This is a genomic window from Agaribacter marinus, from assembly GCF_030160655.1.
Taxonomy (GTDB): Bacteria; Pseudomonadota; Gammaproteobacteria; order Enterobacterales; family Alteromonadaceae; genus Glaciecola; species Glaciecola marina.
In genome coordinates, this window is sequence record NZ_BSOT01000005.1 from 233906 (window position 1) to 248443 (window position 14538).

The 14538-nt window shown below is 40.1% G+C and carries 13 protein-coding genes; 8 read left to right on the top strand and 5 right to left on the bottom strand.

Annotation, left to right across the window (positions count from 1 at the left end; all coding sequences use genetic code 11):
• Complete coding sequence (locus QQK00_RS02695; RefSeq protein WP_284215940.1) at positions 1 to 1389, bottom strand: aminotransferase-like domain-containing protein; 1389 nt, start codon at positions 1387 to 1389, stop codon at positions 1 to 3.
• Positions 1390 to 1539: 150 nt separating this feature from the next.
• Here QQK00_RS02695 and QQK00_RS02700 point away from each other — a divergent pair, with 150 nt between their 5' ends.
• Complete coding sequence (locus QQK00_RS02700; protein WP_284215941.1) at positions 1540 to 2454, top strand: EamA family transporter; 915 nt, start codon at positions 1540 to 1542, stop codon at positions 2452 to 2454.
• A 106-nt stretch (positions 2455 to 2560) separates the two neighbouring features.
• Here QQK00_RS02700 and QQK00_RS02705 read toward each other — a convergent pair whose 3' ends face one another.
• Entirely contained in the window at positions 2561 to 4174 is a 1614-nt protein-coding gene (locus QQK00_RS02705) for a sulfatase-like hydrolase/transferase (RefSeq protein WP_431307717.1), read from the bottom strand.
• A gap of 416 nt (positions 4175 to 4590) precedes the next feature.
• Here QQK00_RS02705 and QQK00_RS02710 point away from each other — a divergent pair, with 416 nt between their 5' ends.
• From QQK00_RS02710 to QQK00_RS02720, 3 genes are all read left to right on the top strand, one after another.
• Positions 4591 to 6963 carry a PVC-type heme-binding CxxCH protein gene (locus QQK00_RS02710; protein WP_284215943.1) on the top strand — a complete coding sequence of 791 codons (2373 nt, stop codon included), beginning with the start codon at positions 4591 to 4593 and terminating at the stop codon, positions 6961 to 6963.
• A gap of 101 nt (positions 6964 to 7064) precedes the next feature.
• Entirely contained in the window at positions 7065 to 7910 is an 846-nt protein-coding gene (locus QQK00_RS02715; RefSeq protein WP_284215944.1) for a hypothetical protein, read from the top strand.
• 198 nt (positions 7911 to 8108) lie between these two features.
• Entirely contained in the window at positions 8109 to 8417 is a 309-nt protein-coding gene (locus QQK00_RS02720; protein ID WP_284215945.1) for an isoamylase early set domain-containing protein, read from the top strand.
• A 97-nt stretch (positions 8418 to 8514) separates the two neighbouring features.
• On the opposite strand, the gene QQK00_RS02725 is transcribed toward QQK00_RS02720, so the two are convergent.
• Positions 8515 to 9006 carry a glutathione peroxidase gene (locus tag QQK00_RS02725; protein WP_284215946.1) on the bottom strand — a complete coding sequence of 164 codons (492 nt, stop codon included), beginning with the start codon at positions 9004 to 9006 and terminating at the stop codon, positions 8515 to 8517.
• A gap of 177 nt (positions 9007 to 9183) precedes the next feature.
• On the opposite strand from QQK00_RS02725, the gene QQK00_RS02730 reads away from it, so the two are divergent.
• The 4 genes from QQK00_RS02730 to QQK00_RS02745 all read left to right on the top strand — a co-directional run bounded on the left by QQK00_RS02730 (position 9184) and on the right by QQK00_RS02745 (position 13269).
• Positions 9184 to 9987: a CLCA_X family protein gene (locus tag QQK00_RS02730; RefSeq protein WP_284215947.1), complete on the top strand. Its 804-nt coding sequence runs from the start codon at positions 9184 to 9186 to the stop codon at positions 9985 to 9987.
• Positions 9988 to 10330: 343 nt separating this feature from the next.
• The gene (locus QQK00_RS02735) at positions 10331 to 11308 is read left to right on the top strand and encodes a DUF1852 domain-containing protein (RefSeq protein WP_284215948.1); all 978 of its coding nucleotides are present in this window, start codon (positions 10331 to 10333) and stop codon (positions 11306 to 11308) included.
• Positions 11309 to 11335: 27 nt separating this feature from the next.
• The gene (locus QQK00_RS02740) at positions 11336 to 12361 is read left to right on the top strand and encodes a methionine synthase (RefSeq protein WP_284215950.1); all 1026 of its coding nucleotides are present in this window, start codon (positions 11336 to 11338) and stop codon (positions 12359 to 12361) included.
• 23 nt (positions 12362 to 12384) lie between these two features.
• Positions 12385 to 13269, top strand: a complete 885-nt coding sequence (locus QQK00_RS02745) for a LysR family transcriptional regulator (protein WP_284215951.1) — start codon at positions 12385 to 12387, stop codon at positions 13267 to 13269.
• Positions 13270 to 13290: 21 nt separating this feature from the next.
• Here QQK00_RS02745 and QQK00_RS02750 read toward each other — a convergent pair whose 3' ends face one another.
• Both QQK00_RS02750 and QQK00_RS02755 read right to left on the bottom strand, forming a co-directional pair.
• Positions 13291 to 13719, bottom strand: a complete 429-nt coding sequence (locus QQK00_RS02750; protein WP_284215952.1) for a GlcG/HbpS family heme-binding protein — start codon at positions 13717 to 13719, stop codon at positions 13291 to 13293.
• A gap of 191 nt (positions 13720 to 13910) precedes the next feature.
• On the bottom strand, positions 13911 to 14507 hold the full coding sequence (locus tag QQK00_RS02755) for a TetR/AcrR family transcriptional regulator (protein WP_284215953.1): 597 nt from the start codon (positions 14505 to 14507) through the stop codon (positions 13911 to 13913).
• Positions 14508 to 14538: the final 31 nt, after the last annotated feature.

Genomic DNA, 14538 nt, shown 5'->3' on the forward strand with positions numbered 1-14538 from the left:
CTAATGAATACTTTCATTTACAATCCTTGCCAGCTCAATCAATTGGCTTTTAATGTCATCACTAAGCGGCCAGCCACAGTTTATACGGATGCAATCTTTGTAAAGCGGTAATGTAGAAAAGGATGCGCCAAGGCGAATATCTATTTCTGCATTCATGAGCTGGACTTCAAATTTCTTTGTACATAGATTTGGAAACTGTAACCAAAGCACCATTCCTCCCTCAGGTGCACTAACCGCCGTTTTTGCAGGAAACTTATCAACTACGAACGCTCTGTAATCCATCAACTGCTGTTTTAAACATAAGCGTATCGCGCTAATGTGTTTATTGTATTGCCCACTGCTAATGAAGTCTGCAACGGCTGCCTGTATGGGCATGTTCACGCCTAAACGCGCAATGGTCGATGCATAAATATATTTCGCTTTATATTGTCCTGGTATGCACCAGCCAATACGTAGTGCAGCGGACAGCGTTTTCGATATCGAGCCACACCATAAAATATAACCGCCTTCGTCCCAATATTTTGCGGGCAAGGGCGGTGTTTTTGCATGACCTAACTCAATATAAACATCATCTTCAATCACTGGGATTTTTAGTTGGTTTGCGATCTGCGCAAGCCGTTGTTTTTGTTTCGCGGTGAGGCTTATTCCTTGAGGATTCATGTGTGATGTACTAAACAAACCAGCTTGCACTGTGCCATTCTTTGCATGACGTTCGAATTGGTCTAAATCTATGCCATCTGGTAAGCATGGTATTTCAATGACCTTGCGGCCAAGCGCAGATAGTAAGTCTATGATGCCGTTAAAGCAGGGAGAACTGATGGCTATCGAATCTCCGGGTTTAGTCGTCGTTTCTAATGCGAACCTAACGGCGTCGATACAACCATTAGTGATAACTAAGTCGTCACTATGAAACGGAAATCCATATTTAAAAAACTGTGCGCTAACCGCATCTTTTAATTGCTTACTTCCGCTGGGTTCTGGATAAAAATGAAAATCGGTACGCAAATTTTTTATTGCCCTGCGCATGCTTCGTTTAAATGCTTCATAAGGGACTAAATCATGTGAAAGTTGTGATGTTCCTAATGGCCCTGGTGGGATTTCAGACGCATTTCTGCTGGTCTTTTCTTCTAATGTCACGGGGCGGCTAGAAAATTGAGGAAGGGAAGGTATTGATACATTTATTAAAGGTGCAGACACGTAGAATCCCGCCTGTGGCTTTGCAAGCAGCCACCCAAGTTCTTCTAATTGATGAAAAGCATTTTGAACGGTTGTAAGGCTGACATGCTGAAGCGCAGCCATTTGACGTAATGAAGGCATGCGGCTTCCGCGTGCTAATTTACCGCTATTAATATCTGAAATTACTTGTTCAACAATCTTTTTATATCGCATGTACTTCTCTTTTATATCTTACTCACCTTAATTGTATACTATTTTTTTTCAAAAATTGCATCTGTATTCTATTTCTGTATTTCGCATAATATTACTCACGTGATTGACATACTAAGCTAAATAAAGCGTCATTTCTAAAAGGGGACTTAGGTGCACAAAAGAGACATATTGCTAGGTATTGCCGTTATGGTTATTTGGGGATTCAACTTTTCAGTTATTAAATTAGGCGCGGATCAGGTGAATCCAATTTTGCTCACAGCCATGAGGTTCGCTTTCGCCATTGTCCCGGCAGTCTTTTTTATTGCTAAACCTAAGGTTAAATGGCGATACATATTAAGTTACGGCTTATGTTTCGGTGTTGGCGTTTGGGGCATGATGACGTGGTCTATTACTGTCGGTGTATCCGCAGGTATGGCGGGTTTATTATTACAACTGAATATAGTGGCTACCTTGTTTTTAGCGTGGTTTTTTTTAAAAGAAAATATTTCTTGGCAAAAACTCGTTGGTGCTGGCTTAGCGATTATTGGTCTTGCCATTAGTTTATCTTTACAAGATGGTTCTGCACCAATTGAAGGTTTACTGTTTATTATGGTTGCTGCATTTAGCTGGGGGCTGATGAGTTTAATCATTAAGCAGTCAGGTACAACCCAAGTCTTTGCATTCAGTGTTTGGGGAATGTTGTTTGCGCCCTTTGCCTTAATTTTACTTGCAGTAAGTGTTTATGGCGTCGAAGTTTTTGTTAGTTTGCCGACACAAATGAATCGTGAAGTATGGTTTTCTGTTCTTTTTCAGGCCTATCCGACGACGCTCTTAGGTTATTGGGTTTGGAATAAACTACTCGTCAAATATCCGATATCACAAGTAGCGCCACTAACCATGTTAGTTCCTGTATTTGGCTTACTTGGTAGTGTGATATTTTATCAAGAACAGATCAGTATAGAAAAAATAGCAGCTGCATTTTTTATTCTTTCCGGTCTCATGTTAAGCCTAATAAATGCTGAAAAGTTAGGTGTAAGTATATTATTTTTTAAAAAGATGAAACAGCGAATATGGCCTTCTGTTTAGTTCCCGGTTAGGCCAATTATTTGGCTTGCCACTTTGCACCAACATACATCTGTGTGTTGGTGCTTTTTCTTTACTCTTCCATAGTGGTACATTCTGAAATTTATTTTTAATAAGGGTCTTTGGGTTTGATTTTGATGATATCGGCATAGTCTACAATTTTATTTTCGACTCTCCATGCATCTAGCATTTTTTCTAGCTTTTCTACTAACTTAGGATGCTCTGTTGCAATATTATCTGTCTCGCCGGGGTCAGTGTTGAGATCGTATAGTTCATACGAAACACCTGGCTTTTTGAGTGTCTGAAGATACCAACCTGCTTCTATAAGAAGTTTCCAACGACCTTGATAAATAATACTCTGTTGCCCTTTGTCGTTAAAAAATAATGCGTTTGGCGACGCCATTTCATCGCCTTTTAAGGTTGGTAAAATACTTCTTCCTTCCGGTAATCTCGGGCTTTCGTCTCTAAACTTGGAAGGAAATTCAGTGTCTGTAATTTCTAAAAAAGTTGGAAATAAATCGCCAACCCAGACGACGTCGTTGGTTATAGTTCCGGGTGGAATAACGCGCGGCCACGTTGCCAAGGCATGCGTTCGCATGCCACCTTCCCATAATAATGCTTTAACACCAGCGTAAGGAGCATTCATCAAGTCACCTATATGAGATGCAGCGCCATTGTCAGAGAAATATAGTACCAAAGTGTTTTCGTAAACACCGTTATTTTTCAGTGTTTGAATTAGTTTACCAACATTCTCGTCGAGTTTTTCCATCATTGCGGCATGAATTGCAGCCTGCAAGCGATATTTCTCAATTTTTTCAGGTGATTGCTCGGTCCACATGTAGTTTGAATTTCGGATGCCGGCATTTTCAGGAAATAGCGATTGTTTGACTAATCCAGCATGTCTGTCGTCTGCAATTTTCTGGAGATTCGTATACTTCTTTAGGTATTTTTGAACTAGATACTCAGGTGCTTGTAGAGGTTTATGTGGCGCGCGATAAGCCATATACAAGAAAAAAGGGCTTGTGTTTTTTGCTGCAGCGTTAATCATTTCAATTGCGCGATCTGTTGTGCTATCAGTCGCATGAAAATTTTTCCCTTTCTTTCCATGACATTTGCCATAACGTTTTTTATTGTATGGTGTTGCTGAAAAGCAGTGCATTTTGTAGTCGTACTTATACTTCAGCGTGGCCTTCTCGTTTCCTTCGTAGTACTCATGCGCATCGTTGGGTACATAAAAAAGATTGCCTTGTGCACCATGGAATACAAAACTTTTTTGGAATCCTCGCTGAGGTGGTAAAGCTAGATAATCCAGCTGTTTTTCTGTATCAGTAAGTTTCATACTGGGTGGGTGACTGTCGCGCCAAGCTTTTTCCAAGGCTGGTTGATCTTTAATATAGCTGCCTCCCAAATGCCACTTACCAACCATCATAGTTTGATAGCCATTGTCCGCGAGTAGTTCTGATATGAGTGGCTGCTTATAGGGTAATCTGCCTCTATGTGCTGCAAACGGCAGTTCTCTCACCCAATCGCCAACGACGCCTCCGCCAAAACCTACATGCGCAGCATCAACACCGGTGAGTAATGTGGCGCGCGTTGGGCTACATCGAGCATTTGAGTAGAATGCGTTAAAACGAACTCCACTCTTTGCCAGTTGGTCTAGGTGAGGCGTATCTATTTCACCCCCAAAGCTACCTAAGTCTGTAAAACCTGCATCATCAGACATGATAACGACAATGTTAGGCTTTTGAGCGGAAGCTACGGCGGTAAATGATAACAATATCGAAAAGAAAATAATTATAAAATGTGTTGTGTGCATAGGACTAAGGTGTGTGCTGTGTTTCTAAAGTATATCCTAAAAGCGACGTCACAACAGCCAGTGTGTCGGCCTATGTTATTGTTGTCCGAGAAGCAGATAGCCGGTTTATGTCATTACGATCAAACGCTATTGTAAATCGTTGTATAAAGTGAATTTAATCTTGTATTATAAAATGTAAACGTTTAGATTTGTTTGTTGTAACGTAAAATCTACAAATATTTCACGAATAAATAATAACTAAACAATCAATATTGTATATAAGTGTTTATGATATAAACACATCATTAAAATTAAATGCTCTGTTTTAGGTTGTAGCTACTGATATGAAAAAGAATTTTATAGTCTTGTCCGTTATTGCATTAGTTTCTGCTGGATTGTTTGCAGCAGACAGTGAACATAAAAATAAGGGTGACCGACCTGGGCACGTGATGAAAGACGTCATCCCAAAAGACCAAATACCACCTTCGCCTGTTTTGAATGTTGCGCAAGCGCTAAAGTCTTTTGTTGTGCAAGATGGTTTTGCGATTGAGAATGTCGTATCCGAACCAAATGTGTTTAATCCGGTAGCGATGGTGTTCGACGCCAATGGACGTATGTGGGTTGCTGAAATGACGCGGTATATGCCTGATACCAAAGGTACTGGAGAGTTTGTACCTGAAGGTAATATTGCTATTCTTGAAGATCAAAATGGTGATGGTAAGGTCGATAAACGCACAGTATTTCTAAACGATATTATTTTGCCGCGCACGATATCCTTAGTAAAAGGCGGTATTTTCTATGCTGATCATACTCAACTGTTTTTTACCGAAGTGATAGAAAAAGACGGCGAAATTAGGCCTGGGATGCGGGAGGTTGTTGATCCCACTTACGCTAAGGGCGGTAATCTCGAGCACAAACCAAATACGATGCTGTATGGTATGGATGATTGGTATTACAACGCTAAAAGTAATATTAAATATAAAGTTTTACCGTTAACTGAAGAAGTACCGGTAAATGCAGAAGAGATATACACAAATAAATACTGGAAGCTTGTGAGAGCAAAGGGCGCATGGCGAGGGCAGTGGGGAGTGTCCATGGATGATTATGGTCGCTTATATCACAATGGCAATAGTTCTCCCTTAAGTGGTGAGTATATGATGCCAGGTACGCTATTAAATAATCCTGAGTTTTGGCCAAAAACACCTGCAAAAAGAGTTGGTAGTAACACTATCTATTCTGTAAGAATGAATCCCGGCGTTAATCGTGGTTATATGGAGAACACCTTGGTTCAAGACAAAGGTGAAAATTGGGGCAAACTTAAAGGGTTTACCGCCGCCAGCGGCAGTGTCGTATATCGAGGTGATAATTTCCCGGCTAAATATTACGGAATAGGTATTACACCAGAACCAGCAGGGAATTTGATTTCGGCTCGGTACATACAAGAGAAGAAAGGCGAGATTAGCGGCTCTCTTGTGTTCCCTAAGGCTGAAATTTTAGCGTCTACAGATGAGCGTTTCAGGCCAGTTAACCTATATACCGCGCCAGATGGGTCTCTTTATTTACTCGATATGTACCATGGGATATTGCAACATAAAGAATTCATGACTACGTATTTAAGTGATCAAATCCACGCTCGTGATCTCGATAAAAATAACAATACAATGGGGCGTATTTATCGCCTTCGTTATAAAGGCAGACCGCTTGGTGAGCAACCTCGCTTAGTTGACCTAAGTAATGCTGAACTTATCGCTCATCTCGGACACAAAAACGGTTGGTGGCGCGATGCTGCTAGGCGCCTGTTAGTGCAAAATGCTGATGCCTCAGTCGTGCCGGCGATTAAAAAATTAATGTTTGATACGCATGATCATATTGTAAAAATCAATGCCCTATGGACGATTCATGGCCTTAAAGGCATTGATCTAAAAACGGCAATGCATGCGCTGTCATCCGACAATACTAAAGTAAAAATAGCTGCGGTAGCGACTGCTACCCAACTACCGACTATTAATCATCAGGTATTTGTGGATGCGTTAATTGACGAAATGAAAGGCAATTTTGAGTTGAGTATAAATGCATCAGCATACGCATTTGCATTTAATACCCCGTCCAAATTCAATATTTCGACCTATACTTTACAAGAATTTTCGGATTTCCCCTTAGTTATCGAGGCGGTAGCAAGTGGTTTGGGGAGTGATTCTAAGACGTTCTTAGACTTACATGACGGTGAGTTTCCAAATTCTACATTCATGAATATCATGCATAACTTAGGAAAGCGACCAGAAGAGCGCACAAATCGTGAACAATTGTCTGCGCTAGGTAAAAAGCTTTACGATGACGGTAAGGCACTTTACAACGGTCAAGCCGGCTGTTTTGGTTGCCACGGTGTTAATGGTGATGGTGTTGATGGTTTAGGTCCAACATTTTGGAAGAGTGAATGGGTAATTGACAGTAAAGACAAACTAAACAAAGTGTTATTACATGGTTTATCGGGGCCTATATGGGTAAATAGAAGATTAATTAACACGCCTGCGGTGATGCCCGGTCTTGCAAATCATCCGTCTATTGGAGACAAAGAGCTCGCTGCAATAAGTACCTATATACGCAATAGCTGGGGGAATTCAGCTGATATTGATGGTCATGTATCTGCCGACGATGTAAAAAAAGTTCGTGAAGAAACTAAAGACAGACAAACCCCTTATACTCAAAAAGATTTCTAACTATTGTTTTGATGCTCACTTTCCTTGTATAGCGAAAGTGAGCGTAGCTTAACGCCTGCTGCTACATTCAGACTGAACTATAAAAATATTGGTGAGTCTATGTGCTAATTCTGAATTATGCGCATTATTTATTGAAAGACATCGATATAGGCAAACACAATGTAGACCGCACTCCACCGCGTGCGCAAGATTCAGCGTGGTACAAAAAGCATTTACTTATATCATTAGTTACTCATATGTTGATTAGTTTGTGTGTATTGTTAGTGCCATCAATAAAAAGCAAAGATATAACGCGTATCAAACGTCAGGCGGAGCCGGTTAAAAGCTATTTAACAGTAATGCCACGACCTACGATAGATAAAGAAATACAATCTTCACCTAGAGTTGCAGAACAACAACGCTATGCGCTTGAAACAGATACATCAAAATTGAATACAGAAACAAATGACGACGCTAAACGTGCTCTCTCATCAGAAAGTTCAGACATTGCGACACCTACGATGGAGCAAAGCAACTTGGCAGAATCAAAGCAAATTGTTGCAGCTGCTGCTCAGATTGTGCCTGAGCCTATACTCAAGGTAATTGACGAAGCCTCAACAAATGAACCACATGAATTTTCAGTTACAATTGATAAGCGTTCGATTGCTGATGCTGTTAGAGATTATCAAATACAGCTAGATGCTGAAACGATTTCTGCAATTGCGAAAGACGCATCTATGGTTTATCAACAAAAGAAATTGTCACCCAATATAGATACGTCGGTTAAACCAACAGAAGAACTCATGCAAGCCAGGCGTCGGCGAATTGAGGTAGATTGCAGCCGCAGCATTAAAAAAGTATTCGCTAATATATCATCGCTGACTGGCGGTAGAGTTGAATGTAGAACATCAAATGCATTTCAACAGTTCATTGATAAACGCCTCTATAAAGGCGAGGAGAAAGAATGAGTGTTTTATAACGTTTGTATATATTTAAAAGCCATTACAATCAAATACTTATGATCTTGTGTTTTGTAAATGTAAAACCTTTGTTTACTAAAAGCAACTTGAGTAAAAACTTTAACAATTATTTAACTCGATTTTACTTGAACTGTTTAATATTTGTACCTAATGTGTATAAGGAAAATACACACGAGGAACTTATTAATGAGTTTTAAAAAGAGTTATTTGAAAACCAAACCTATTTGCAAAGTCACCTTTAAAATAACAAGTGAAGAAGCTAAAAAAGCTAGAGAAGTCAAGTTAGTCGGCGACTTTAATACGTGGGATGAAGCAGCAAAGCCAATGAAGCGCCTTAAAAATGGCGGTTTTACCCAAACGGTTGATCTTCCGGTTGAGCAGTCTTATCAATTTCGTTACTTGATAGATGACGAGGCATGGGAAAATGACTGGAACGCAGATGCTTATGTGCCAAACGGCATGTCTGGTGACGATAACTCGGTCGTGCAAGTCTAGTATTATCAACGATTATATCTACCGGCGCTAAAGAATTACTTTGAGCGTGCAGCTTTAGCGAGTTTTACAAACTAAAGCTGCATGTTTAAAAAATGGCTTAAGCCTCTGACAGCAGAGGTACTATATCTTTTTCTATATCTGACGGTTTAGTGATTGGGGCATAACGTTTAAGGACTTTACCATCTTTACTAATCAAGAATTTAGTGAAGTTCCATTTTATGTTTTTACTCCCAAAGATGCCTGCTGCCTCTTCCTTAAGGTAGCTAAAAAGAGGTAAGGCATTGTCTCCATTCACATCAATTTTGCTTGAAAGTGGGAAGCTAACCCCATAGTTTTTTTGACAAAATTGGGCAATTTCTTCATTGTTCCCCGGTTCTTGGTGCTTAAATTGGTCACACGGAAAACCGATGATGGTAAAGTCTCTATCTTTAAATTGTCTGTATAAGATCTCTAGTCCTTCATACTGTGGGGTAAAGCCACATTTACTTGCAGTGTTTACTATTAACACCACTTTCCCGGCATAGTCGTTAAATGATACTTCTTGACCATTGTTGTGCATGAATGAATAGTCATAGACAGTCGTCGTCATTATATTTTACCTACATAAAAGTGAAGTCGCGTCACGTTCAAATATGTAGTTCACATATCTGCGTTGTTTGGTGATAGTAACATCTGTGAATGTTTGCTAGCAAAGATGCATGTATTGTTGCAATATTTACTTTACTGCTTCCACTAGGTTTACACAATTTGAATAACGATAATTGGCATGCAAACAGTATCTGAAAAGAAAGGCCGACTACATAAAGCATATTACCGCAACGGAGAGCACCATAGGGCTGGCGCAGATGTTTCGTTTGGCGATATTGTCAAGTTTTTCGGTTTTCGAGCCATAAATATTGGGCGGTGGGTGACAAAAGAAGAACAACAAATTGCCGCCAATCTCTTTTTTGATGCACTATGTGATTTGATGCTAATTCTCAATGTACCTGAACAAGTAATATCGTTGCGTGGGCGCTTATCTTTGGGTTTTGGTGTAGGCGGTCGTAAACATTCATGTGCGCATTATGATGCGAGTAAACATCAATTGAGTTTGGCAAAAAACGCAGGCGGTGGTTCGCTTGCCCATGAGTGGTTTCACGCATTTGACCATTATATTTGTGACAAAGTCTTTGAGAATTGCAAACCGTATATGTTTGCTTCAGAAACATGGTTGAATGAAAATCACAAATTTATTGACCATCCATTAAACTTGATGCTTTCAAAGGCTTTTGGCGCAGTGTTTCTGGATGCTAAAAGTGGTAGCGCAAGCGCACTCATGCAAAATAGTATTCATGCGGATGCTCAATATAAAATATTCTATTATGCCAGACCGCAAGAAGTGGCTGCTCGCGCGTTTGAACGTGTTGTTCAAGAGCATCAAATTAAAAACACATTTCTTGTTGCGGGCACAAAACAAAGTAACGAAGCCAGTATAGGTTTATATCCTAGTGGCACAGATTTACAAAACATCGCCCATTTTATCTCTGAGTATTTTCTCCATTTAGCGCGTTCTCGGTGTTTGTCAAACTAGATACCGCGCTTTAGCCGCTGACTTCTCTGGTGTATAGATTTCTGAGTCTCCCGATTTACGCCAGTTTGAGCCTAAATGCATAGCCAAAAATCAGTATGTATCCAGTCAACATATGATAAACATGAATTTTGTTCATGAATTAATGAAATAAAAACATTTTTATTCATCTAATTAAGCAAGTATAAAACACATTATTCGCTTTGCTCTGCACGAGATTACGGTCGATCCTTCAAATTTATGCTAGTTGTATTACGTCGACGATGAAGTTTACTGACCTAGGGTAGCAAGTAAGAGAAGAGAATACATTCAGGTTTTATGACAAAGAATTGGATAATAGATCGCCATGAATAAACAGTTTACATTTACAATTAAGAACATTTGTCTCGATGAACATTATCGACCCTCTGACAATACGCGGATAACGACAAACTTTGCTAATTTGGCAAGAGGAGAGAATCGCCAACAGAACTTACGCAGTGCGTTAAAGATGATAGACAATCGTTTCAATGCATTGGCCCACTGGGACAACCCTGAAGGTGACCGTTACTCAGTTGAGCTTGACATTGTTTCTGTCAATATAGGTATTGATGGCAATGGACTGGCTTTCCCGTCAATTGAAGTGTTAAAAACCAATATTGTTGATAATAAAACCAACGAACGTATTGAAGGCATTGTCGGGAATAACTTTTCGTCTTATGTGCGAGACTATGATTTCAATGTATTGTTGTCTGATCACAATAAGGGGCGACAACAATTTAGTATTCCAGATAACTTTGGCGAACTACATGGCAAACTGTTTAAATACTTTATAAATTCAGATGTTTATAAACAACATTTTAAAAAGCCACCTGTCATCTGTCTGAGTGTTTCAGATAACAAAACCTATCATCGAACTGAAAATCAACATCCTGTGCTGGGATTCGAATATTTGCCTAATGCGTCCTCCTTGACCGAGCAGTACTTCAAAAAGATGGGCTTGAGCGTTCGTTATTTTATGCCGGCTAATAGTGTTGCGCCTTTAGCGTTCTATTTTTTTGGCGATTTACTCAATGATTACAGTAATCTCGAACTCATAAGTACCATTAGCACAATGGAAACGTTCCAAAAAATTTACCGACCTGAAATTTATAATGCGAACGCGGTTGCTGGGCATCGTTATAAACCAAGTTTAACAAATCAAGATCATTCGCTAACCAACGTTGTCTACGATCGAAAAGAACGGAGTAAATTGGCTATTCAGCAGGGAAAATTTGCAGAAGAACACTTCATAAAACCATATCAAACGATGCTTGATCAATGGTCAACCAATTTCGCACGTTAAATAACTAAAAGGTACAACACATTTACCATGAAAACACTATTACCCACGTCAACTGCTGGCAGTTTACCTAAGCCATCGTGGCTGGCACAACCCGAAACGCTATGGTCTCCTTGGGCATTGGAAGGGGAGGCCTTAGTTGAAGGCAAGCACGATGCTTTGAGATTGTCATTACAAGAACAACAAAAAGTTGGTATTGATATTGTGAGTGATGGCGAACAAACACGCCAGCATTTTGTGACAACGTTTATTGAACATTTGACTGGTGTTGATTTTGAGAATCGTAGAACCGTTAAAATTCGCGACCGTTATGACGCTAAGGTGCCCACGGTGGTAGGGAAGGTTTCTCGCCCTAAGTCGGTGTTTGTTGAGGATGCTAAATTCTTGCGCCAGCAAACTGATAAGCCAATTAAGTGGGCTTTACCAGGTCCTATGACGATGATAGATACGCTTTATGATGCGCATTATCAAAGTCGCAAAAAACTCGCTTGGGAGTTTGCTAAAATCCTCAATCAAGAAGCGAAAGACTTAGAAGCAGTAGGTGTAGATATTATTCAATTTGATGAACCCGCCTTTAACGTATTTTTTGATGACGTTAATGAATGGGGAATTGCTTGTTTGGAGAGGGCGGTTGAGGGGCTTAAGTGTGAAACGGCGGTACATATTTGCTACGGTTACGGTATTAAGGCCAACACCGATTGGAAAAAGTCATTGGGAACTGAATGGCGACAGTATGAAGAAATCTTCCCAAAACTAAAAGAATCTTCTATTGATATTATCTCGCTAGAATGTCATAACTCTCGTGTGCCAATTGAGCTGTTAGCTCTCATTCGAGGTAAAAAAGTGATGGTAGGTGCTATTGACGTGGCTACCGACACCATTGAGTCTGCTGAGGATGTTGCAAATACATTACGCGAAGCGCTCAAATATGTAGATGCTGACAAACTATACCCCTGCACAAACTGCGGTATGGCGCCGTTGTCTCGTGACGTTGCAAGAGGGAAGCTCAGTGCATTGCACGCGGGTGCAGAAATCGTCCGAAGAGAGATCTCTTAGACGTTAAATACTGGAGTTAAGATGTGTTAGAGAGGATCCATTTAGAAATACTCACGGCGATAAAGGCGCATGGCACGCTTACTAAGGCAGCCGATTCTTTGCATCTATCTCAATCAGCACTGAGTCACAGTATTAAAAAGCTCGAAGGTCAAATTGCGACGCCAATATGGGAAAAAGAGGGTCGTAATTTGCGCCTTACTGATGCTGGAGAACACATTCAGACGCTGGCAAATAGAGTTTTGCCTCAGCTAGTACACACAGAGTTAGTGCTGAATCAGATTGCGAAAGGCGAAGCTGGATCGTTGCGTATTGGGATGGAGTGTCATCCGTGTTACCAATGGTTGCTCAGAGTTATTCACCCCTACCTTCAGAAATGGCCAAATATTGATATGGATGTGAAGCAGGCATTCCAGTTCGGTGCATTAGGTGCGTTACTTAGCTACGAAATAGACGTATTGATTACACCTGATCCTCTGTTCACCCCTAAAATCGACTATATCCCAGTGTTTGACTACGAGCATCGACTCGTCGTTGCTGCCTCACACACACTGGCAAAGCAAGACAATGTATTACCTCATCAGTTAAGTGAAGAGGTCCTTTTCAGTTACCCAGTTGAACCGCTAAGGCTTGATATCTTTAGCCAATTTCTTAATCCGGCAAAGTGTTCTGTAAAGAAACACAAGAATATTGAAACGACTGAAATCATGCTTCAGATGGTTGCCGCAGGCCGCGGCGTGTGCGCTTTGCCTGGTTGGTTAGTAGATGAATATGCCAAATCAATGCCGATTAAAAGCCTTCGTTTTGGGGAAAAAGGTATTAGTAAACAGATCTTTGTAGGTGTTCGTAATACCGAGCAGGACATTGATTATTTAGATGACTTTATTGCGCAGGCGAAAAAGACAAAGTGATTAAGTTCTGGGATATTTTGCTTATATCCCTAGCTTGTCTTTAATTGCACTAAGACCGATATTGGCAAGTTCGATATCAACAGATTCTTCGAGTCCGCTAACAGCGACAGCCCCAATTAATTGGTTTTGGTAAAAAACAGGTAATCCACCGCCCCAACCAACAAAGTTATCGTCACCGTAATAAGCAATATCGAAGCTATCTACTGGATCTTTTACCGCGTTGCCAATTAATTTTGTTTCTGTTCTATCGCGCGCAGCCGTCCATGCTTTGTTCCTGGCAATGTTAATCGCCGGAAGAGGGGCATTGCCAACGCGTAGTAAGGCTATTAACTCGCCACTTGCATCTGCTACTGCGATAACTGCGCCTTCACTACGTTCAATTAAGGCTTCTTCTACAGCGGCAATAGCGACCTTAGCGTCGTGGTAATCGAGAGAGTTTGTTGTTTTCATTTATTATCCAATATGTTTTTAATTTGTATATGCGTCGAACTATATTTCGTACGTCTTAAAATGGTGTTTATTATACATTAATTAAGTCTATATTGTGTGTATGTTGAGATGAAGTGACCATAGGAATAAGCAATGGTCATTTACCTTAAAAAATAGAATAGGGTTAATACTCTGTCAACGCCACGTCTGATTTAACGAAATACGGTAAGTGAATAATCTATTATATTTTTAAGTTCATCAAAGGAGTTACCGTTTCTCGCTGATACTGCTAAGCCAAATTGCAGTGTCAAAAGATAATCTGCGACTACAGTTGGCGATTTATCAATGCTCAAATTTCCTTGTTGTTGCTCTTTCTCGAAAAAATTGGTCAATGTGAGTAAGGTTTGTTTATTTATATTGTTAATTATTGACGATGAGTTTTCAGGTAAACCCGAGCCCGTAGCTTCTGACGTGGAGTGGCAAACTAAGCAGCCGATAGGTAAGTTTGAATTGGTTATCATTTCTGCACTAGAGAGTAAATAGTTTCGAATACGTTGGTTCAAACTTAACTCTGCTTTGGACAATTCAACAAAATGTATCATTCCATGTTTTTTTAAATACAGTTCCATCGCTTGGTTAAATAAGACTTCTTTGTTAACAAAAGTGGCGTAAAGACTAGATTTATTAACACCCATGGCGGTCGTTAAGTCTGTTAAAGATGTGCCCGGATATCCGTTTTTCCAAAATACGAACATCGCTTTTTCAAGCGCGATATCTTTATCAAAGTTTCGATTTCGACCTGCTGCCATAAAATCCGCATCCTAAAAAAATTATAAATTT